Origin of the sequence: Bradyrhizobium sp. SYSU BS000235, from assembly GCF_049747295.1 — a bacterium.
Classification (GTDB): domain Bacteria; phylum Pseudomonadota; class Alphaproteobacteria; order Rhizobiales; family Xanthobacteraceae; genus Afipia.
In genome coordinates this window covers 613,247-632,448 of the sequence record NZ_JBMHJM010000001.1, presented here as the reverse complement: position 1 = coordinate 632,448, position 19,202 = coordinate 613,247, and the positions used below count along the sequence as shown (strand labels likewise).

General features: G+C 59.4%; 25 protein-coding genes and 1 pseudogene. 15 read left to right on the top strand and 11 right to left on the bottom strand.

The annotated features are described in order from the left end of the window. Nucleotides 1–109: 109 nt before the first annotated feature. The 3 genes from ACP0KA_RS02905 (at nt 110) to ACP0KA_RS02895 (ending at nt 2,468) form a co-directional block, all read left to right on the top strand. Nucleotides 110–1,066, top strand: a complete 957-nt coding sequence (locus ACP0KA_RS02905) for a Tim44 domain-containing protein (RefSeq protein WP_424627336.1) — start codon at nt 110–112, stop codon at nt 1,064–1,066. Between the two features lie 133 nt (nt 1,067–1,199). Beyond that, complete coding sequence (locus ACP0KA_RS02900) at nt 1,200–1,904, top strand: glutathione S-transferase (protein WP_424627335.1); 705 nt, start codon at nt 1,200–1,202, stop codon at nt 1,902–1,904. A 156-nt stretch (nt 1,905–2,060) separates the two neighbouring features. Then, the gene (locus tag ACP0KA_RS02895; protein ID WP_424627334.1) at nt 2,061–2,468 is read left to right on the top strand and encodes a (R)-mandelonitrile lyase; all 408 of its coding nucleotides are present in this window, start codon (nt 2,061–2,063) and stop codon (nt 2,466–2,468) included. Between the two features lie 3 nt (nt 2,469–2,471). On the opposite strand, the gene ACP0KA_RS02890 is transcribed toward ACP0KA_RS02895, so the two are convergent. After that, nucleotides 2,472–2,912: a PPC domain-containing DNA-binding protein gene (locus ACP0KA_RS02890; RefSeq protein ID WP_424627333.1), complete on the bottom strand. Its 441-nt coding sequence runs from the start codon at nt 2,910–2,912 to the stop codon at nt 2,472–2,474. Between the two features lie 125 nt (nt 2,913–3,037). On the opposite strand from ACP0KA_RS02890, the gene ACP0KA_RS02885 reads away from it, so the two are divergent. Then, entirely contained in the window at nt 3,038–3,382 is a 345-nt protein-coding gene (locus ACP0KA_RS02885) for a hypothetical protein (RefSeq protein WP_424627332.1), read from the top strand. A gap of 118 nt (nt 3,383–3,500) precedes the next feature. After that, nucleotides 3,501–3,884, top strand: a complete 384-nt coding sequence (locus ACP0KA_RS02880) for a VOC family protein (protein ID WP_424627331.1) — start codon at nt 3,501–3,503, stop codon at nt 3,882–3,884. A 481-nt stretch (nt 3,885–4,365) separates the two neighbouring features. Here ACP0KA_RS02880 and ACP0KA_RS02875 read toward each other — a convergent pair whose 3' ends face one another. Beyond that, nucleotides 4,366–4,848 (bottom strand): hypothetical protein, encoded by a 483-nt coding sequence (locus ACP0KA_RS02875; protein ID WP_424627330.1) that lies wholly within the window; start codon nt 4,846–4,848, stop codon nt 4,366–4,368. 300 nt (nt 4,849–5,148) lie between these two features. On the opposite strand from ACP0KA_RS02875, the gene ACP0KA_RS02870 reads away from it, so the two are divergent. Then, nucleotides 5,149–6,801, top strand: a complete 1,653-nt coding sequence (locus ACP0KA_RS02870; RefSeq protein ID WP_424627329.1) for a fumarate hydratase — start codon at nt 5,149–5,151, stop codon at nt 6,799–6,801. A 115-nt stretch (nt 6,802–6,916) separates the two neighbouring features. Beyond that, nucleotides 6,917–7,243, top strand: a complete 327-nt coding sequence (locus ACP0KA_RS02865; RefSeq protein ID WP_424627328.1) for a hypothetical protein — start codon at nt 6,917–6,919, stop codon at nt 7,241–7,243. Nucleotides 7,244–7,289: 46 nt separating this feature from the next. Here the strand turns inward: ACP0KA_RS02865 and ACP0KA_RS02860 are convergent, their stop codons facing one another. Further along, nucleotides 7,290–7,586: a hypothetical protein gene (locus ACP0KA_RS02860; protein ID WP_424627327.1), complete on the bottom strand. Its 297-nt coding sequence runs from the start codon at nt 7,584–7,586 to the stop codon at nt 7,290–7,292. Between the two features lie 172 nt (nt 7,587–7,758). On the opposite strand from ACP0KA_RS02860, the gene ACP0KA_RS02855 reads away from it, so the two are divergent. Both ACP0KA_RS02855 and ACP0KA_RS02850 read left to right on the top strand, forming a co-directional pair. Beyond that, on the top strand, nt 7,759–8,361 hold the full coding sequence (locus ACP0KA_RS02855; RefSeq protein ID WP_424627326.1) for a cysteine hydrolase family protein: 603 nt from the start codon (nt 7,759–7,761) through the stop codon (nt 8,359–8,361). Nucleotides 8,362–8,514: 153 nt separating this feature from the next. After that, on the top strand, nt 8,515–8,823 hold the full coding sequence (locus ACP0KA_RS02850; protein ID WP_424627325.1) for a PilZ domain-containing protein: 309 nt from the start codon (nt 8,515–8,517) through the stop codon (nt 8,821–8,823). A gap of 84 nt (nt 8,824–8,907) precedes the next feature. Here the strand turns inward: ACP0KA_RS02850 and ACP0KA_RS02845 are convergent, their stop codons facing one another. Both ACP0KA_RS02845 and ACP0KA_RS02840 read right to left on the bottom strand, forming a co-directional pair. Then, nucleotides 8,908–9,219 carry a septation protein IspZ gene (locus ACP0KA_RS02845; RefSeq protein WP_424627324.1) on the bottom strand — a complete coding sequence of 104 codons (312 nt, stop codon included), beginning with the start codon at nt 9,217–9,219 and terminating at the stop codon, nt 8,908–8,910. Nucleotides 9,220–9,251: 32 nt separating this feature from the next. After that, nucleotides 9,252–9,836: a hypothetical protein gene (locus tag ACP0KA_RS02840; protein ID WP_424627323.1), complete on the bottom strand. Its 585-nt coding sequence runs from the start codon at nt 9,834–9,836 to the stop codon at nt 9,252–9,254. A 117-nt stretch (nt 9,837–9,953) separates the two neighbouring features. On the opposite strand from ACP0KA_RS02840, the gene ACP0KA_RS02835 reads away from it, so the two are divergent. Then, nucleotides 9,954–10,712: a TetR/AcrR family transcriptional regulator gene (locus ACP0KA_RS02835; protein WP_424631473.1), complete on the top strand. Its 759-nt coding sequence runs from the start codon at nt 9,954–9,956 to the stop codon at nt 10,710–10,712. A gap of 33 nt (nt 10,713–10,745) precedes the next feature. Beyond that, on the top strand, nt 10,746–11,372 hold the full coding sequence (locus ACP0KA_RS02830; RefSeq protein WP_424627322.1) for a DUF6321 domain-containing protein: 627 nt from the start codon (nt 10,746–10,748) through the stop codon (nt 11,370–11,372). 32 nt (nt 11,373–11,404) lie between these two features. On the opposite strand, the gene ACP0KA_RS02825 is transcribed toward ACP0KA_RS02830, so the two are convergent. Together ACP0KA_RS02825 and ACP0KA_RS02820 are read right to left on the bottom strand one after the other, a co-directional pair. Beyond that, nucleotides 11,405–11,767 carry a hypothetical protein gene (locus ACP0KA_RS02825; protein WP_424627321.1) on the bottom strand — a complete coding sequence of 121 codons (363 nt, stop codon included), beginning with the start codon at nt 11,765–11,767 and terminating at the stop codon, nt 11,405–11,407. Between the two features lie 180 nt (nt 11,768–11,947). Then, on the bottom strand, nt 11,948–12,568 hold the full coding sequence (locus tag ACP0KA_RS02820; RefSeq protein ID WP_424627320.1) for a hypothetical protein: 621 nt from the start codon (nt 12,566–12,568) through the stop codon (nt 11,948–11,950). Between the two features lie 159 nt (nt 12,569–12,727). Here ACP0KA_RS02820 and ACP0KA_RS02815 point away from each other — a divergent pair, with 159 nt between their 5' ends. After that, nucleotides 12,728–13,420 (top strand): SET domain-containing protein, encoded by a 693-nt coding sequence (locus ACP0KA_RS02815; RefSeq protein WP_424627319.1) that lies wholly within the window; start codon nt 12,728–12,730, stop codon nt 13,418–13,420. A gap of 92 nt (nt 13,421–13,512) precedes the next feature. On the opposite strand, the pseudogene ACP0KA_RS02810 reads toward ACP0KA_RS02815, so the two are convergent. Further along, nucleotides 13,513–13,913, bottom strand: a pseudogene (locus ACP0KA_RS02810) (hypothetical protein). A 112-nt stretch (nt 13,914–14,025) separates the two neighbouring features. Here ACP0KA_RS02810 and ACP0KA_RS02805 point away from each other — a divergent pair. From ACP0KA_RS02805 to ACP0KA_RS02795, 3 genes are all read left to right on the top strand, one after another. Beyond that, entirely contained in the window at nt 14,026–14,844 is an 819-nt protein-coding gene (locus ACP0KA_RS02805; protein WP_424627318.1) for a helix-turn-helix domain-containing protein, read from the top strand. A 77-nt stretch (nt 14,845–14,921) separates the two neighbouring features. After that, entirely contained in the window at nt 14,922–15,479 is a 558-nt protein-coding gene (locus tag ACP0KA_RS02800; RefSeq protein WP_424627317.1) for a hypothetical protein, read from the top strand. Between the two features lie 79 nt (nt 15,480–15,558). Further along, nucleotides 15,559–16,224 carry a DsbA family oxidoreductase gene (locus tag ACP0KA_RS02795; protein WP_424627316.1) on the top strand — a complete coding sequence of 222 codons (666 nt, stop codon included), beginning with the start codon at nt 15,559–15,561 and terminating at the stop codon, nt 16,222–16,224. A 22-nt stretch (nt 16,225–16,246) separates the two neighbouring features. Here the strand turns inward: ACP0KA_RS02795 and ACP0KA_RS02790 are convergent, their stop codons facing one another. The 3 genes from ACP0KA_RS02790 to ACP0KA_RS02780 all read right to left on the bottom strand — a co-directional run bounded on the left by ACP0KA_RS02790 (nt 16,247) and on the right by ACP0KA_RS02780 (nt 18,943). Next, nucleotides 16,247–17,191, bottom strand: a complete 945-nt coding sequence (locus ACP0KA_RS02790; protein WP_424627315.1) for a JmjC domain-containing protein — start codon at nt 17,189–17,191, stop codon at nt 16,247–16,249. After that, nucleotides 17,188–18,411: a GNAT family N-acetyltransferase gene (locus tag ACP0KA_RS02785; RefSeq protein ID WP_424627314.1), complete on the bottom strand. Its 1,224-nt coding sequence runs from the start codon at nt 18,409–18,411 to the stop codon at nt 17,188–17,190. Before ACP0KA_RS02785 ends, ACP0KA_RS02790 begins: the two co-directional genes overlap by 4 nt. Nucleotides 18,412–18,703: 292 nt before the next feature. Further along, entirely contained in the window at nt 18,704–18,943 is a 240-nt protein-coding gene (locus tag ACP0KA_RS02780; RefSeq protein ID WP_424627313.1) for a PilZ domain-containing protein, read from the bottom strand. Nucleotides 18,944–19,202 lie beyond the last annotated feature (259 nt).

Genomic DNA, 19,202 nt, shown 5'->3' with positions numbered 1-19,202 from the left:
CCGCAGTCTTTATTGTGTCAATCCGCTTTCCTTTCGCCCGCCGATGCCCATGTTATGGCGTATCCCCTGCCGGGGATAAACGCCCCTTGAGGGCTATGAGGGAACGAACATGAATTTTTCGCAGCGCATGCAGGCCGTCAAAACGCTGGCCGTGGTTGCGGCTCTCGCGATGCCGTTGATGCTTGCCGTGTCGTCGTCGGTTGACGCCCGTCCGGGCGGCGGCGGGAGCATGGGATCGCGTGGCTCGCGCACGTTTTCAGCGCCTCCGCCGACAGCGACAGCACCTAATGCGGCGCAACCCATGCAGCGCTCGATTACGCAGCCTGGCATGAGGGCTCCTGCTTCGACGCCGGCGGGCGGTGGTTTCTTTAATCGTCCCGGTTTGCTCGGCGGTCTCGCCGCGGGCTTCCTTGGCGCCGGCTTGCTCGGCATGCTGTTCGGTGGCGGGTTGTTTGGCGGACTGGGCAGCTTGTCGTCGATTTTCGGCCTGATCATTCAGCTCGGCCTGATCTACCTGGTCGTGCGGTTCGCGATGTCGTGGTGGCAGCGCCGCAACGCGCCTGCCTATGCGAATGCCGCTCCTCCGCCGAATGCAGCGCCTGATCTCGGTGCGCAGACCAACGCGCGCAACGGGTTTGGCTTTGGTGTTGGGTCGGGCAGCGCGCCGCTCGAAATCAAGCCGGACGACTACGACACGTTTGAGCGTCTGCTCGGGGAAATCCAGACGGCGTGGTCGAACGAAGACGTCAACAAACTTCACACGCTGGCCACGCCGGAGATGGTGTCGTATTTCACCGAAGACCTCTCGGCCAATAACCAGCGTGGTGTGGTCAACAAGGTCTCGGACGTCAAGCTGCTGCAGGGTGATCTTGCGGAAGCATGGCGTGAAGGCCAGAGCGAATACGCCACGGTGGCGTTGCGCTACTCGCTGGTGGACAAGACCGTCGAGCGCGCCAGCGGCCGCATCGTCGAAGGCAGTGAAACGCCGACCGAAGTGACGGATGTCTGGACGTTTGTGCGCCGTCCGGGCGGCGCTTGGGAGCTTTCAGCCATCCAGGCGACCTGAGCTCTTCGTCCATTCGAAATGATGTGAAGGCGTCGCGCTTGCGCGGCGCCTTTTCGTTTGTTCCGCTTGCGCGCGAACAAGATGCGCTCTCGTGTGTTGACGTCGCAGGTTGCAACCGGACCAAGGATCTTTCATGCGGTATGAACTTTATTATTGGCCGACCATCCAGGGGCGCGGTGAATATGTCCGCTTGGCGCTGGAGGATGCCGGTGCCGACTATGTCGATGTCGCGCGTCGCAGCACCGGCAAAATGATGTCGCTGATGAACGGGCGGCGTTCGCCGACACCGCCGTTTGCTCCGCCGTTCCTCAAGGCTGGAAAATTTGTCATCGGGCAAACCGCCAACATTCTGCTGTACCTGGGATCAAAGCATGGTCTTGCGCCCAAGGCCGAGGCGGGCAGGCTGTGGGCGCATCAACTGCAACTGACGGTCGCCGATTTCGTCGTGGAAGTGCACGACACGCATCATCCGCTCGGACCTACGCTTTATTACGAAGACCAGCGGCCGGCGGCGAAGCGGCGCACCGATGAATTCTGGAGCGAGCGTGTTTCGAAATTTCTCGGCTACTTTGAGCAGCTGATCAAGCAGAGCAAGGGGCCTTACCTCAATGGCCGCCGCGTTTGCTACGTCGATCTTTCGGTCTTTCAATTGGTCGATGGGCTGCGCTACGCGTTTCCGAACCGCATGGAGCGTTTCGAAGGCGAGGTGCCGCGCGTGCTCGCGTTGCGTGATCGCGTGGCAGAGCGGCCGAACATCAAGGCCTATCTCGCCAGCGAGAGGCGCATTCCATTCAATGAAGACGGCATCTTCCGTCATTATAAGGCGCTGGATCGCTGAGACCGCGCTTTCGCCTGTCTTGACATTGGCCGGTCAAAGCGCTCGTTGGACGAGTGTCCCGAATCCGAAGTTCGCCTCACAATGCAGCGCTTTTCTTCGCGCACTTCTGAACCACCACTAGGCAATGCTGCCCATGTTCGCCTGAAGGAGATTGTTATGAAGATCACACCGTCCGGCTCGGTGCCAACGCGCCGCGCGCCTGCCAGTTACTTCACCGGCACTGTCTGGCAGGATCCTGTGATTGAAGCGCCGCAACCGGCGCGGCTGAATGCGGCGCGCGTGACGTTTGAACCCGGTGCCCGCACGGCATGGCACACCCATCCGCTTGGACAGACACTGTACGTGCTCGCGGGATGCGGTCGTATCCAGACCGAAGGCGGGCCGGTGCGCGAGATTCGGGCGGGGGATGTCGTGTGGATACCGCCGGGTGAGAAGCATTGGCATGGCGCCGCACCAACCACGATGATGGCGCATCTTGCCATGCAGGAGTCCGAGAACGGCAGCGCGGCCACTTGGCTCGAGCACGTGACCGACGCGCAATACAATGAACCTGTGAGCAACTGAAACTCAGGCGTCGGTTCGGATCAGTGCGAGCCCGGATTCCGGGTCGTGTCGTTTCCGCAGATGTGCCGGGCTTTCAGTAATGATGGCTTCCAACGTGGGGCGTACATGCGCCTCGCCAAGGTGGCCTGCCATGGCTTGGCCATCGCGTTTACCGACCACAATGTGGAGGTGGATGGCGGGCTTCCCGTCGGCTTCCGCGACGTCGCCGAGCAGGGAGGCGACCTCGACCTGCTCGCGCACCGGGATCTTCATGTAGTCCTTCTTGTTCCAGTCGAAGTAGAGCAGCATGACGTCGCTCAGCGCGCCAATAGCGCTGATCTGGGCTGCGGTGATGTTGTGTTGCCCGACGAACTGCTTGAGGGATGCCATGACTTCGTCGCCCGTCGAGAGGATAACGGCGAAGGTCCGCTGGCCGTGGTTATCGTGCAACAGCTTGGATTGCATCGGTTTTCTCCTTATAATGCGACAACTGAATCGTGCGAGGCGGGTTCCCGAGCGACCTTGCTTGCCGCATTGATGTCGCATTCGCCCTGTCTGGTCTGACGCTCGCCCTAAATGCAGGAGGATCGATGCGTATCGTAACCCCCGCCATTTACGCGGCCCTGTTAGGGGCTGCGATCTACGGTGCCATTTCCCAGAACCCGCTCCCGAGCGCAGTCGCTTCGGGGTCGCCGGAGGGAGTGACCAAGCTTGCCTATGCCGTTCCGACGGACGGCAAGACGTCGGTGCGCGTCGGCAAGCGCGAGACGTGCCGGCAATCTGTCTCTGCGAAGCACCTGAACAAGACGCAGGCACGGGATCAGATGCAATTGTGCGTGGCGCGGGCGCGCGTTGACTGCCTGCAGCAGGCCATCGACCAGAGGCTGCGCGGTGCCGCTCGCAGGGTTTATGTCAAGAGCTGCGTTGCCGCTTAATCGTCGTCTCATACACCAAGGACGACCTGCGTTTTGTCATGGCCGGGCTTGACCCGGCCATTTGCGTTTCCTCTTATGCTGCCGACAAAAAGCGGGCTACCAATAAGGAGAAGCGCCGATGCCATCATTTACTTGGGACCACGTTCACCTGCGCAGCCCCGATCCCGAGGCAACGGCAAAGTGGTTCGAGCAGATGCTGGGGGCGGAAATCGTCCGCAGCCCGGGGCGCATCGATCTGAAGCTTGGTGGCGCCGATGTCTTCATTGCGCCCGTCACGCCGGGCGATGGGGTCAACGCCCCGCCGGTCACCCCTTATCAGGGGCTCGATCACATCGGACTGTCGGTCAAGGACATTGATGCGGTCGCAGCCGAGCTGAAAGGCAAGGGTGTCGAATTCACCAAGGAGCCGCACACGCTTCGCCCGGGCATCCGCATTTGCTTCATCCGCGGCCCGCAGGGTGTCTCGGTGGAATTGCTGGAGCGGGACAAGAAGTACGTGTGAGAGAAACGCGGGCATTCGCCCGCGTCTTCGCCGGTTAGCGGACTGAGATGAAATACGACGTCCGGCCCGCGCGCCCGTTGGGAAAGAAGACCTCTACCGCAGCAGTATCGGTCCCGGTGTAGCCACGTTGCGATACGTATCGCACCGTGACACCTGGGACTCGGCGCCGGTTGCAGGCGCTTCTCGCGTTGCCAGGTGCAAAGTAAACAAACACACCTCCGCGTGTGACCGTCAGTCGGCCGTGCTGGGGGTCCTCTGTGATACGAACCGTCGGAATGCCATTGGCCGAGCAATCAGGATTCGTCGACGATACCTGAAATAGGGTAATGGGCACTCCGCTGAGCGCGTACTTCGTTGCTGCCATTGTGGATGCAGCGCTGGAAAGCCAGATTAACAACGCACCAAGCAAAATGCGCATCGACGTATTCCCCAAATGGAAGTGTTTTTATTGAAATGATGGATTGGCAGGCTTGCGGCTGTCCTAGCCATCCTTCTCCCGGGCTATCGTGATCCGAACCCCGGTTTTCGCGACGGTGCAATGGATATCGAGGCGGCGATAGCGCGACGAGATATTGTAACCGCGGATGATATTGGTGCGCTTGACGCAGCGCTGCGCGCCCTTCAGCGCATCCGGCTTCGGAATCGTGAAAACTTGAGCGGCGGCCGTCGCGATGAAGTCATAGAACTCCGGGGCGGGCTTCCTTTTGTCGGTGGACGCGAACACGTCGTTGGTGCGATTGCGGCTTGAGCAGCCGAGCGACGCCTGTGTCACTGCCGGGTGTTCGAGATAGATCACGCCAGCCATCGTCTTGCCGATCTTGAGGCCGGTGATTTGCGCGGAGAGCTGTTTGGCGAGGTCGTCGCAGCGGTCGGCGCGGGCAGGGCTGGCGCTCATGGTGGCTGCGGCCAGCAGCACGGCGACGACGAAGGCTGAGGTTCTGAAAAACGATAAGCTGAATGGCATGTGCGTACCCCCGGGTTATTGAAACCCGTGCGGAAATTTCACGCAAGGGCAGCCGCGTCGGTTGAGTTCTATTGTTTCGCGCTGACGGGGCGATGAAGGGCGCGCTTGGCATGGATCGGCGGTTCAGCCGGGGCTCATGCGATCGTCGCACGGTGCACAGCCGCCCTGCAGGCTCTTTGAACATCTTTCCTTTGTCGGAAAAGGCATTAGAACGGTTCAAACCTCTGCCCGGCGGTACCTCTGTTCAAACCTTATTCGTTGAAAACAGGGCACTTTCGGTCTCAACGCACGAGTATTCCCATGAACGCCCCCACCGCCATTCCGACGCCGAAAGCCGTTCCGCCCTATAAGCACACCCCGCTGTTTCCGCTCGGCCCCGACAAGACGCCATACCGCAAGATCTCCAGCGACGGCGTCCGTGTTGAAAAGGTGCTCGGCAGGGACATGCTGGTGGTGTCGCGGGACGCGCTGCGTGCGCTGTCGGAAGCCGCTTTCGGGGACATCAATCACTATCTGCGGCCGGGCCATCTCGCCCAGCTGCGCAAGATCCTCGATGACCCTGAGGCGAGCGACAACGACAAGTTTGTCGCCTTCGACTTTCTGAAGAACGCCAATATCGCTGCCGGCGGCATTCTGCCGATGTGTCAGGATACCGGCACCGCGATCATCGTGGGCAAGAAGGGCGCCAACGTCATCACCGAAGGTGACGACGAGGCCGCCTTGAGCGAGGGAGCCCGTGACGCTTATCTGCGCCGCAATCTGCGCTACTCGCAGGTCGCGCCGCTCTCGATGTTCGAGGAAAAGAACACCGCCAACAACATGCCCGCGCAGTGCGAGATCTACGCGGAAGGCGATGACGCCTACAAATTCATGTTCATGGCGAAGGGCGGCGGGTCGGCCAACAAGAGCTTCCTGTTTCAGGGCACCCCGTCACTGCTGACCAAGGACCGTCTGCACGCCTTTATCAAGGAGAAGGTCCTGACACTTGGGACCGCGGCCTGTCCGCCTTACCACCTTGCGATCGTGATCGGTGGCACCTCGGCCGAGCTTTGCATGAAGACAGTCAAACTCGCCTCCGCCCGTTACCTCGATGAACTGCCGACGCAGGGTTCACCGGACGGCAATGCTTTCCGCGATCTCGAGATGGAGCAGGAAATCCACAAGATGACCCAGTCGCTCGGCGTCGGGGCGCAATTCGGCGGAAAGTATTTCTGTCACGACGTGCGCGTGATCCGGCTGCCGCGCCACGGTGCATCGCTGCCGATCGGTCTCGGCGTGTCCTGCGCCGCTGACCGCCAGGTTCTGGGCAAGATCACCAAGGACGGCGTGTATCTCGAGGAGCTCGAGCACAATCCGGCGAAGTATTTGCCCGAAGTTGAGAATGCACTCGCTGGTGAAGTGGTGAAGATCGACCTCAACCAGCCGATGAAGGACATTCTTGCCACGCTGACGAAGTATCCGACCAAGACGCGCTTGTCGCTAACCGGCACCATGATCGTGGCCCGCGACTCCGCGCATGCCAAGCTGCGGGAGCGGCTGGAGAAGGGCGAGCCGCTGCCGGACTATTTCAAGAACCATCCGGTGTACTACGCAGGCCCTGCCAAGACGCCGGAAGGCTACGCGTCCGGCGCCTTCGGTCCGACGACCGCCGGCCGCATGGACTCCTTCGTTGATCAATTCCAGGCCGCAGGCGGCTCGATGGTGATGCTCGCGAAGGGCAACCGCTCAGCGCAGGTGCGGGATGCCTGCAAGAAGTATGGTGGTTTCTATCTCGGATCCATCGGTGGTTCGGCCGCGAACCTCGCCGAGCATTGCATCAAGAAGGTCGAGGTCGTGGAATATCCCGAACTCGGGATGGAGGCGATCTGGCGCATCGAAGTCGAGAACTTCCCCGCTTTTGTCATCATGGATGACAAGGGCAACGACTTCTTCAAGGAATTGAACCTGGGTTAATGCAAATGGCGCCACCTCTGGCGCCATTTACATAAGGTATCATGCAAAGATCTGACCTCTCCCTGTCTTCGCAGGGAGAGGCGCGCGGTGGGTTCACTTGCGGAGGGCGATCCGGATGCAACCTTGGAGGCTGCTCACTGCGCTGGTGACCGGTATCCCGCTGCTGGCGTGCAGCATCGGATCGGCTGCTGCGGACTGCCGGGAAGATCATGCTGCCGCAGACCAGAATGTTCGCCGCACGCGGGTCGCGATTGAAAAGGTGATGAACGACACCGAGGCGGCCAAGTGTTCTGCCTATCGTCGGCATATTGCTGCGCTGACCGACAAACGTACCGTCATCGCGCGCTGCGATACCGGTCCCAACCGCGCGCAGAACGTCAGCGCGATCGATAGTCAGATTGCGGATTTCAACCGCCGCGCCGAGGCCAGCTGCAAACGGTGAGCCGACACCGCGCGGCGCGCGGTGTCTGAAAGCCGTTATTCCTGAGTCATGCTCGCGTACCCTTGAACGGGAAGCTGCCCATCGGGCCGATGCCCATATCGCCGGACATGGCGTCGCCTTCGACCTTGCCGGTAAATGCCAGCGTCAATGGCATCGGGCTGGTGATTGAAATCTTCCAGGCGACGTCATTACCGCTCACGGTGCCGTCGAAGATCTCGCCTTCATTGCCTTCTGCCGCCTGGGTGCCGGTCAGCGCGCCACCGTTGCTTGTGAGCGAAAGCATTGCATCGCGGTCACCCATCGGCGTGCTCATGGTGAGCTTCCAGTTTCCGTCAACAGACATTTATTGTCCTCCTCCACCGTTGCCCCAATTGGGACAGCTCACGCCGATATATCTCAATTCCTGATGGCGGCATGAACTTTCTCCGCAGCAATTTGTCTTGTTCTGTCCGGTGACACGGAACCGGCGAGCAAGGCGGCTGTTTGTCATCGGCTGGTCATGAACGGGCACATGAATGGGCGAATTGACGCAGGAAATACCGTCGCAGGCGGTGCATCTGTGCATCGACATGCAGCGGATATTTTCGCGCGAGGGACCATGGGCGACACCGTGGATGGAGCGGGTTCTGCCCAACGTGGTGGATTTGGTGGGGTGCGCACCTGAGCGGACCGTATTCACCCGCTTCATTACCCCTCAGCGTCCGTCGGATCTGCCCGGCACCTGGGTGACCTATTACAAGAAATGGCGAGAGACCACCCGCGAGCGGCTCGATCCGCGGTTGCTGAATCTGCTGCCCGAGCTCGAGCGTTTCGCACCGCCGGCAGGTATCCTCGACAAGCGAGTTTACTCGGCGTTTGCGGATGGGCGGCTTCATTCTGAGTTACGTGGCCGTGGATGCGACACGCTGATCGTCAGCGGATCGGAAACGGACGTTTGCGTGCTGTCTTCCGTTCTTGCGGCTGTCGACTACGGATATCGCATCGTCATCGCGGAGGATGCGGTGTGCAGTTCATCGGATGAAGCTCACGACGCGATGCTCGCGCTTTATCGGCGGCGCTTCGATATCCAGATTGAGATCGCCAACACGGATACGATCATCGACCGATGGCGCGTTTGACGGTTTTATGTACCGCACGCGGGTTTTCTTCGAGGTCTGCGCCAATCACGCATCATCTATGCAAGTGTCCGTTGCGAGGAGGCTTTTACTGAATTTTAGCCCAACCTCTCTATTGTTCGGCAAAATATTGGTTTCTTGCTTTGTGTTGTTGATATGCAGAAAGAGCGACGACGAGCGTCTCGTGTGAATTTCGCGCGGGGTATCTCTGTCAAGATTTTAGCAATTGACGGCACTTGGCAAAGAGAGTGCGAGATGCTCGACGTCTCGGACATCGGCGTGGCGCTGCAGTTTTCGGAACGTCTCGCAGCGTTTGGACTCAAAGAGTTCTTCCTGGTCCTGTCGTCCGTGGGAAGTGCCCATCGTCGCTGCCAAATGATCTGGACAGAAAACGACAGGGTAGGCGCCGTCTTTATCGACAGCGACGGCGAACGAAAGCGGGCTCCATTTTTGAAGACAGCCTGATTGGACGTGCAATGTCCTGCTAACTGCAGTTCGTTACCTGGTTCCAGCAGGGCGTCGCCACCAGCCGCGCGGATCATCCAGCAGTCATATGTGCCGCAGCGTCGGTCGACAAGTCGCGTTCACTGGTGCCAATTGCTGGCTCGAGATCCAGTTTCCTGACGTGGCAGGATCGTCGCCGGCAAAGGTCGTTCCGGTCAGGGTCAGAACCACAGCAAAACTGGCCCAGGTCATCCCACCCCGACTGCCGTATGCGGTCCAGCCGAGAACGAGCTGCGCGATCACGGTGGCGGTAGCGGCTATCGCTGCGAGGAGGACGTCTCCGATTGCAACGTAGACGGCGAAGAAGACGATGGTGGACACGAAGCTGACAAGCAGCCGGCGAAGCAAATAGAACATGATATCGGTCTCGGATCGGTTGTATTCGTTCTTCAGTTCTGGATCGCGCCCGCCAATGCTGGTTCATGCGGTTGTTGCGCGACCGCCGCACGAACGTGCTTTGGGTACCATTGTGTGAAGAAAGTCGCGGTGTTGCGGGCAACGAAGGCCACGGCAGCGCATATCCAGAGCGGGATGCTCGGCAGGTAAATCGTCAAAACGTCGACAGCCAACATGAGGACAAACGCTGCGGACCATGCCCACGTCAGGATGTAGTTCACGCGGAGAAAACGCGGTTGCTGTTGGATCTGAGCATCCACCCGCTCACGTGCGTATTGCAGAGTGAACGGAAGCCGGATCGCGATTGATCCCAGAGCGATTGTCAGGACACCGCTGTCGACGATGAGGCGCGCTGTTGTCGGGCTGATTTCTGTTGCGAGCATGTGGTAACTGCAAAGCGCAGCGAACAGAAGCACTGCACCGGCGGACAGCATCTTGATCGAGCGGCCTTTGACAAGATCCCAACCGAAAATGCCCAAGGCGATAACAGTGGAGGCCAGCAGGCTGATCTTGACTGTGGTCAACATCATCAGGCTGGCGAAGGTCGCAAACGGCGCAAGGATCAGGAACAGTGTCATCTCGGCGCTCCCCATCGGGAGAAGTATCTTGACGGTGTAAAGATGCATTTATAGGACGCTAAGCGCCTCGTCAAGGAAAATCTTGACACTGTAAAAATGCATCCCTACATTGCTGCTATGGGTGCTCAGGGCGCAACAAAGCGAGCAAAGGTTTCCAAGCCGGCAAAGGCGTCAGATAAGGCGTCTCCCCCAGCAAGGAAGGCGGTTGCCGATCACAAGGCGGTCGTCGTCGATCACAAATCCACGCAGAATCCTGATCGCCAGCAGCCTTATCATCACGGCGATTTGCATGGAGCGCTGCTCAAAGCGGCCAAACGTGTCGCCGAGCGCGAGGGTATTGGCGGCCTGACGTTGCGCGCGGTGGCGCGCGAGGCTGGCGTTTCTCATGCGGCGCCCGCCCATCATTTTGGCGACGTCTCGGGCTTGCTCAGCGAACTGGCAGCCATTGGCTTTGGGCGGTTCTCCGACGCCCTGGACGCGGGAGCGCAGGCCGCAGGATCCTCCCCAGATGCCCAGGCGGAGGGCCGGGCGAATGCCTATGTTGCATTCGCCAAGGATAATCCCTGCATGTTTCAGTTGATGTTCCGCGCCGAACGCCTTGATCACAACAGGCCCGCACTTCACGAGGCAAGGGAAAAAGCATTCGCGAAGCTGGCTGCGATCGTCAGTGCCAAGCGTCACGAAGATATTTCGACGGACCGTCTTACATTGGCGCAGGCTGCCGACATTGCACGCATCTGGTCCATGGTGCACGGATTCGCCATGTTGCGTCTGGACGGAAGGCTGCGTCACATTCTGAATGTTTTGCCGCCGGGGACCACTGAAGAGATGCTGCTGGCGGCGATGCTCAAATCGGATCGGCCAGCCGAGTCGTAGCGAACCCTTCACGCATTTGTGCGTTGAGGAGGGATGGCAAGGAAAGCGCGAGCTCCCTGGAAACGACCCAATCCGCGCAAGCGAGCCGGCAAGGCTTCAAAGCATCTGACGCCAGCCAAGAAGGCCGCTGCCAAGGCACGCGCGCGCAAGGCCGGGCGGCGCTATCCCAATCTCGTGGACAACATGCGTATGGCGTCAGCATCAAAGTCATCCGGGAAGAAAAAGTCAGCGAAAAAGACCAGCAAGAAGCGGGTGGGGCGCAAACGCGCGGCACATAAATCCGCTGCCCGCAAAAGCTCGAGCGCCTCGCGCGAGAAAGACCCACGCGGTGGGCTGACGGCGGCTGGCCGCAAGGCGTTTGCAAAGAAGGAAGGGGCGCATCTCAAGCCCGGTGTGACGAAGAAAGCTTCCGACATGACGCCCGCGGATATGAGGCGCAAAGGGAGCTGGGCCGTGCGGTTCTATGGCCGCAAAAAGCTCCCGCCTCTCGTGGACGCCAACGGCAAGCCGACGCGACACGCATTGTCGGCTCATGCGTGGGGCGAGCCGGTCCCCAAGACGGTTGCTGCAGCGAGACGGATTGCTGCAAAGGGGGAAAGATTGTTGGCGCGCTATCAGCGCACCAAGAAAGGTTCGCACGCACGATCATCAAAACGATGATGGTGCGTGGGACCATTGGACAACCGTCATTTTCAACAACCGCGGCAGATGATGAGCTTTGCGTTGAGCTCTCTATCCTGACGTTGCTCGTCAAGTTCGGCCGATGACAGTTGCGCGCTGGCGGGGATGTCACTGATCCGAGGCTGACGGTGGCCGACCGGTGCCGGCCAGGGCTTCTGGGCTGAAAGACGGCGGGCGATGCTTTCGTTGCGGGAGTGCGTCACGCTGGCAGCTTCACGGTTCTCTGCGGCGCCCTGGGCGTGTCTATCGGCCAATACGATGTTGGAGCGCGCTCCATTGTCCGCAGCCAGAGCCGGTGCGGCTGAGCCAAGAATGAGAGTTGCTGCAACAAGCGCTGCGCGGTGGCTGCGGGATAAGGACGAAACATGGGACATGATGACACTCCTTTGTTGAAGAGAAGCAACGAATGCACGTGTCACCCTAAGCCGTTATCTGATATCTTTAATGCCGTTATCCCTCAATAATATGCCAATTCGTCTCAAGTCCATCCTTTGACGACTTGGCCCCGGCGGTGTGAACTGCAATCGACATTGGTGTTTGGGAAGGGATGTCGCTTACGGAAGCGCCAACTCGGTGGCCCGTCCACTGACGCCGAACGCCTTGATCTTGTCCGTCCCGCATCTGAAGTCGCGTGCCAGCGTATCCGCCGCTTCGCGGGCCAGGTCGTTGGCATTGGCTTTCACGTCGACATAGGCGACGTGGCACACCGCTCCGGGCGGCAGTCTCGTTACGACCAGCATTTGCTTGGCGATGGGGCGACCCGCCTTGTCCTCATCCGCAATGTCTGCGATGTGCCAGCGCTGGATCATTGCAAATGGCCGCCCCTTCTCGGCTGATCGCCATTCGATCGTCGGCGTTGTCGAACTGAACGGGCCAAACCAGGCGCTTGCCGCCGGCTCGTTTTCGGCAGCTTTTCGCGTGCGGCCGATGGATACGGTCTCCCGCAAATCGCTTTCGCTGACGATGACAACCAGTCCCGCAGGACCGTGACAGAGCCGTGTCCCGCCGTCGTCCGCTGTCTCGCCTTGTGAAATTGTCCGGCAGTCTTTTTCAGCGGTCGATGTGTAGCTGCTGATGTTCTGGGCACCTTGCGCAACCGCTCCCGGCAAATCCGCACCGGCAAGTGTCAGTGCGATGACGGCTATCACCATAAGCTTTGTGGATTTGTGAGACATGAATGGAACCCACCTCGGGATGTGGTGTTGACGCTCATTGCTATGATTTGTCGCGCCTATTGTGTGAATCGTTCAGTGTTTTGGCGCGAAAAACATGACTCGTGTTCGGAATCGCTCTACAACGAACCGCAGCATCCCTCGTCAATAGTTCAGTGGTCCATGCCCGAAATTTCCCCGAACAAACCTTACCGTATTGGCCGATCCAAGACCGGACTTGGTCTTTTCGCGACGAAAAAGATCAAGAAGGGTGACAAGATCATCCGTTACATGGGGCCGTTGCTGGATTCCAAGAACAAGAAGCACGACGACATCGACAACAAGTATCTGTTCGAAATCAACAATCGGTGGACCATCGACGGTTCCACCCGCAAGAATATCGCCCGCTATATCAACCACTCGTGCAAGCCGAATGCAGAGTCGGATGTCAATGCTCGGAAGCGCAAGGTCATCATCCGTGCCGTCAAGACCATCGAGGCAGGCGAAGAAATCAACTACGATTACGGCACTGACTATTTCAAGATTTTCCTGAAGCCGATCGGCTGCAAATGCGATTCCTGCGAGAAAAAGCGCAAGAAGAAGCGCGCTGAAGAGCGTGCCGAAAAACTCCGCCTGAGGCTCAAGGCCGAAAAGAAGGCCGAGCGGCTCGCGGAGAAGGCCAAGACCGCAAAGACCAAAACGGCCAAGGTGTCCAAGGCGAAAACGGTCAAGACGAAAGCTGCGAAGTCGACCGTCGCCAACGCGCATGCGCGCGGCACCGGCAAGCCGACCAAGACGAAGGCCTCGCGAACCAGCCCGTCCGTCGCTCGCTCTTCAGCAAAGGCTTCGGCACGAGGAAGCGGCGTCGCGCGCTGATTGCGGCCAGCCGCTTTCTTCGCTCCATGGCCTGACATTCATCGCGTTCGTGATTTGGCGTCACGAACGCGATTTTATTTTGGGTTGGGTTTTCAGCTGATTGCGAGAGCCGCAGTGCTCTTGCGTAGGCCGATGAACTGAAGCTCCGCAAAGTACCAACGGCAATCGCCTGCATCACAATAAAGGCCTGGCCGAGCAGGTTAGGTGAAAGCCAACCGCTCATCAAAAGCACGATGCTGTCCGCGGTCCACATCGCATTGACGGCGATGACGGCCCAGACGGCTGCTTTCAACATCATGCCGCGCGTGCCGAGAAGGCCGACCAGCGCAGCGTAGACCACCAGAACAAACCCGGTGTTACGCAGAAACGCTTCAGGCAGGTTCAGAAATGGTGCGAGCATGCCGGCGCCAGCGATAAGCAGAAGCGCCATTGCGCCGCTGACAACGGCATCGGCCTGGATGGCGCGGCGAAGAAAGAGCGACGGATTGATCATGAGAGTCTCCTGATATCGGGTTGCAGTGGATTCAGGATGACCGTCGCCACGACCGAAATCGATTACCTGGCAGGTAATGGAAGCTGAGAAAGTCGCGTGCTAAATTTTCGTTATGATGGCGACACAGATAGCAACCCCAGGGCCTTCAAAACCCGCTCACATCGGCGATCACCTTCGCGAGTGGCGCCAGCGCCGTCATCTCAGTCAGCTTGATCTCGCCAGCGAGGCGGAGATTTCGACGCGGCATCTGAGTTTCGTGGAGACCGGGCGTGCCGCGCCGTCGCGTGACATGGTGCTGCGGCTGGCCGAACGCCTCGATGTGCCTTTGCGGGAGCGCAACGTGCTTCTGATCGCGGCAGGTTTTGCGCCGGCATTTCCAAACCGCGCGCTCGACGATCCTGCACTCGGTGCCGCGCGTCAGGCGATGGAAACCGTGCTGCAGGCGCATGAGCCACATCCTGCACTAGCCGTGGACCGGCACTGGAATCTGGTTGCAGCCAACCGCATGGTTGCGCCACTGCTTGATGGTGTCGCGCCATCGTTGCTGGCATCGCCGTTGAACGTCCTGCGCGTCAGTCTTCATCCCGAAGGGATCGCACCACGCATCGTCAATCTTGCGGAATGGAGCGCCCATCTGCTTGAGCGGCTTCATCGTCAGTGTGAGGCGACTGTGGATCCCGGGCTCATTGCGCTGCATGAGGAATTGAGGGGGTATCCGGTCCCGGCGCGCAAGACGCCACGTCAGGGAGCAAGCGAGACCGTTCTGGTGCCATTGCAAATTCGTACAGCCAACGGCGTTCTAAGCTTTATTTCGACCACGATGGTTTTCGGCACCCCGGTAGATATTACGCTGTCCGAACTGGCGCTTGAAACGTTCTTTCCGGCCGACGAGGCGACGGCGGGAGCCCTGCAGGCGATGAAACCGCGTTGAGCGTCGTTTGCATCCCGCCCGGCATCGTCTAAAAGCAGGTTGCTTTTCGCCTATTCCCGCGTGACCGGACCATTGCAATGCCCACGCCATCTGATGCCGTTGCGACCTACATCCTCGCCAAAGACAACAACCGGCCGTTCCTGATGCGGCACGCTTTTGCCGAGGATGCCAGCCTCGAAATGCTGGTGAAGACCGACACCATCTCGTTTCCGAGCTCCGCCAAGGGATTGAGTGAGATCGAGAACGTTCTGATCCGGCGCTTCGGCATCGACTATGAGAACGTTTATACGGTCTGCCTGTCGCGGCCCACAGAGGCGAATGTGCGCCACTTTCCTTGCCACTGGCTGGTTGGAATGTCCGCCAAGGCGGATGGCAAAGTGCGGGTCGGATGCGGGCGCTATGACTGGTCTTTCTCAGCTGCTCAAAATGGGCTGGTCGAGAAGCTCGTCATTACGATCGATGTGATGGAAAGTCTGCCGGAGGCCACGCTCGCGCCCACCATGAATTGGCTCGCCAGGCTGCCTTATCCCTGGGTCACCCCTGAAGAGGCCGTGAAGGACATCCCGCGGATGGAGGGCTTTGCGAGATTAGAGGCCTTTGTCAAACAGTCCCGGCCCATCGCACCGGATCGCTAAGCCCAAGCTCGCAAGCCCCGTTGCCTTGCTTCAAACCGATAAGGCTCTATCTTCCGTTCATATTCCGGAGGTTTTTCCTATGAGCGCCGCTAACCCCCTGCAGATCGATATCGTGTCCGATGTTGTGTGCCCCTGGTGCTATATCGGCAAGCGTCGCATCGAGGATGCTCTTGCCCAGCTCAAGGATGTCCCCGTGGAAGTGCACTGGCGGCCGTTCTTCCTCAACCCGTGGGTACCACGTGAGGGCATCGATCGCGACAAGTACCTCCAGACCAAGTTCGGCTCCGTGGAGGCCTATAAAGGCATTGCAGGCCGGGTCGGCGCCGCTGCGGCGGAAGAGGGGCTTGAATACAACTCAGATATGATGAAGCGCCAGCCCAACACCATCGACAGCCATCGTCTGATCCATTGGGCCGAGGCCGAGGCCGAGGGCAGGGCTGCGGCGATGAAGCAGCGGTTGATGGAGCTTTATTTCCGGGACGGCGGCGATCTGACAAACATCGACGTACTGGTGCAGGCGGCCGCCGATATCGGCATGAATCCCGATGTGGTGCGGCAGCGTCTGGGTACGGACGAAGACGTCGATCTCATCTCTGCACAGGCCAAGGCCGCCTCGGACAAGGGTATCTCCGGCGTGCCGACTTTTATCCTTGGCAACAAATACGCCATTTCCGGCGCCCAGCCGGCCGACCAGCTTGCGCGGGCCATCCGGCAGGTGGCGGCGGAAATGGACGCCAAGACCTGATCCTTCAGGCCTTGGCCTTCGACTACGCCTTCTTGAGATAGTAGTTCGCGTTCTTGCCGAGCGCGATGCGGCGGATGATGCGGCGCATGGCCTCGGACGATCGCAGCGGCTGAACGGTCGCGGCCATGGCGCGGTAGGCCGCCAACTTGATGCTATCAAGCGCCGGGCGGACGCCGGGAGCGGCCTGCGGGAGCCCGAAGCCGCGCAGCATCGAGTTGAAACGATGCAGGTCGTTCAGGCGGCGCACTTCCTTTGTTTTCCAGGTAATCGCCATCGAAATCGAATAGGAGCCTGCTGTGCGCACCCAGTGCGGCCATTGATAGGGCACATAACATCCATCGCCATCGAACAAATGGAATTCGATGCCACGGGGTTTAAAGCTCTCGTCGTACTTCACATTGCGGTGCTTGACCGTCGAGTGTTCGACTTGCGCATCGTCCGCGATGGAGCCGTCGCGGTTGTCGTAGATGCGAAAGAATTTTTCACCGTGGATCTGCACGAAGAAGTTGTCTTCAGCGTCCATGTGGAATGGCGTGGTCGAGTTCGGTGACGACACGAAGAGAAAGCCTTCAATCTGCTCAAAGCCTGCATCCCGCACACTCTTGAAACCGCGGGCACGGGCGACGGATGTGAGTGCATCTTCAAGCAGCGTGCGATACGCGGGAGAGTTTTCAATGCGCTTGAGCACCATCCATGCGCCGGCGGTCTGAATGCGGTTGACGATTTCCACCGGGTCGAGATCGATGCTCTTCACCTTATCTGGATCCTGGCTGATCGCGGCATCACCGGAATTATATTCGATCTGGTCGCGCGGCAGCTGCGATGCGAGCTGGGCGATACTCGGTAATGTCAGCAGCGGATGCCCTGACAGCTTGTGATGAATCGCAAAGGGCTTCAGCGGGAAGTCTTTCTGTAACGACTGATTGTCCGCCGTGATCACGGGAGAGATGGTCGAGGTCGCATTCATGTGCGCTTCTCCTGAAACTTCCTGATGGAATGAACGATGCGACGAAGTGGTTCGCGGATCGACTTGCGTCCGGTGATGGCAAGACGAATGAGGGGAATAAGTGGATCGTAACGGTGCAGTGGAATAAGTACGTCACCAATCGCAAGCCGGCCTCTCCAGATCGGATCGATCATTGGATGGCCGGCGATGGCGGTGGAATCCACCATCTTGATGGTCTCGTCCGCGCACATGTAGCGCGTCAGTTCGAGCGTCAGCTGGACGCCGGGCGAGAGCTTGGCAAAATTTTCGTCGACGCCGAGCTTGAAGTAAAAGGCACGATCGAGATGGCGAAGCACGATGGCTCCGGCGACAGGAGTCTCACCCGCGTGTAGCGTGATGATCTCGCACTTTCCGCGCGCGGCGGTGTCGCGGACCGCACGTCTGACAAACGCTGCGTCACCTTCGTTCTGAGCGAGCGCCGTACCGCGCTTGGCTTTCCAGCCGCTGGCTTCGAGCGCGAGGAAGATCTCGAGATCGCGCTCGATTTCGTCGGGCATAGAGGCGACGGTGAAGACGACGTCGCCATGCTCCGCGAGGCGGTTGCGCTGGCGGCGCAGTTCTTTCAGTTTCTTCGGGCCAAGCGCATCGCGCAGCAGTTCGTCTGCATTCCGTGTGGCGTCGAGACATGCGCGGGCATGTGACTGCAGAACACGAGGACGCATGCGGCTATCTTCGAGCACGCGGGAAAATGCTGCCATCACCGGACCATCGAGCGGCAGGTCGCGCAGGATCAATGCATGCGCACCGGCGTCGCGCGCCTGTTGCATCAGCTGCGATACCGCGACGTCCGCAAGTTCGCGATCGAAGATCGGCGTTCCCAGCGTGCCATACGGATCTGCGGTGACCAGGGCAGGGACCGGCAGTTTGTAAGCCCGCCATGCAGAGATTGCAGGCATCAGGCCGATCAAGCGTGGACTTCCATCCACTTCCGGAATCTCCGCCGTGAGAGCGGACACGCCGGTCCGTCCCTGTGCGAATGCATTCACGGACATTTCCCATTCCGGCAGATAGTAACCGTTGGGTTCGACGGCGTTGTCGCTCAGTCGTCGCCACAGGTCGAAGGAAACCGTGGCCAGAGGAGCTACAGCATTATTCGCGCGGGTGCGTACCGATTTGTTTGCAGGCGCAAAACGAACGGCGCTGCGCGAAGCGGCAGTTTGTGTATTGACGATTTCGACCACGTCCCTGTCCCAATTCCACGGCGCTGTTGCACGAGGCAGCGTTCAGCCTCGCGATTATTTCTTTCGCGTCTTGGGCCGGAAACTACGGATCAAAGATCAAAATCGGATTTGGGATTTGGGTTAAATGCGCCGCTTGATTTTGACGTGTTGTTAACGATGATCAGCCGGTGGGAAATCCACGAATATAGAGGTCTCGGATGTTCGAGACCCGCAGTCGCCGGACAATGTTAAAGCGGCATTTATTGGGGCAACTTCGCTTCGTCTGGGTGAGGTGAAGCGGGAGCGTTCGTGGTCACTCGAACACAACGCCAAGGCGGCGGTCGCTATTCCACACGAGACGGCAGCGGCGCAGGAAATGATCCGTTTCGATCGCAAGCTGAAACGATCTCGGAATCCCGACGATGCTGGCGACATCGAGGGCCGCCCCATTTGGTGAGATGTTACGGACGGTGCAGTCGACGCCCGCACCGCCAAATGAGATCAGGCCGCCCTTGAGAACGCGCCGTCGTGGCTCCGATCGTCTCTCTATCATGGCAACAGTCCTGTCTGAGGTCCTGTTGTGAGCTTAGCTGTACGTTATTGCCGGCGAATAAATCGATCCTGCGTGCCAGTCGGGTCCGCATTCAGGATTGATTCAGAAAGGCAGCCGCGTCTGCTCGAAACCATGCAAAAGCAAGGGGATTGCCGCCCATTTCAAGCCTTTCCACAGTCTTGGCCCGCGTTTCGCTTCGGAGTATCCTCCCGTCAGTTTCGGCTGGCGGGTCGCCAGCCAGGGGATAGCAAGCAGGTTT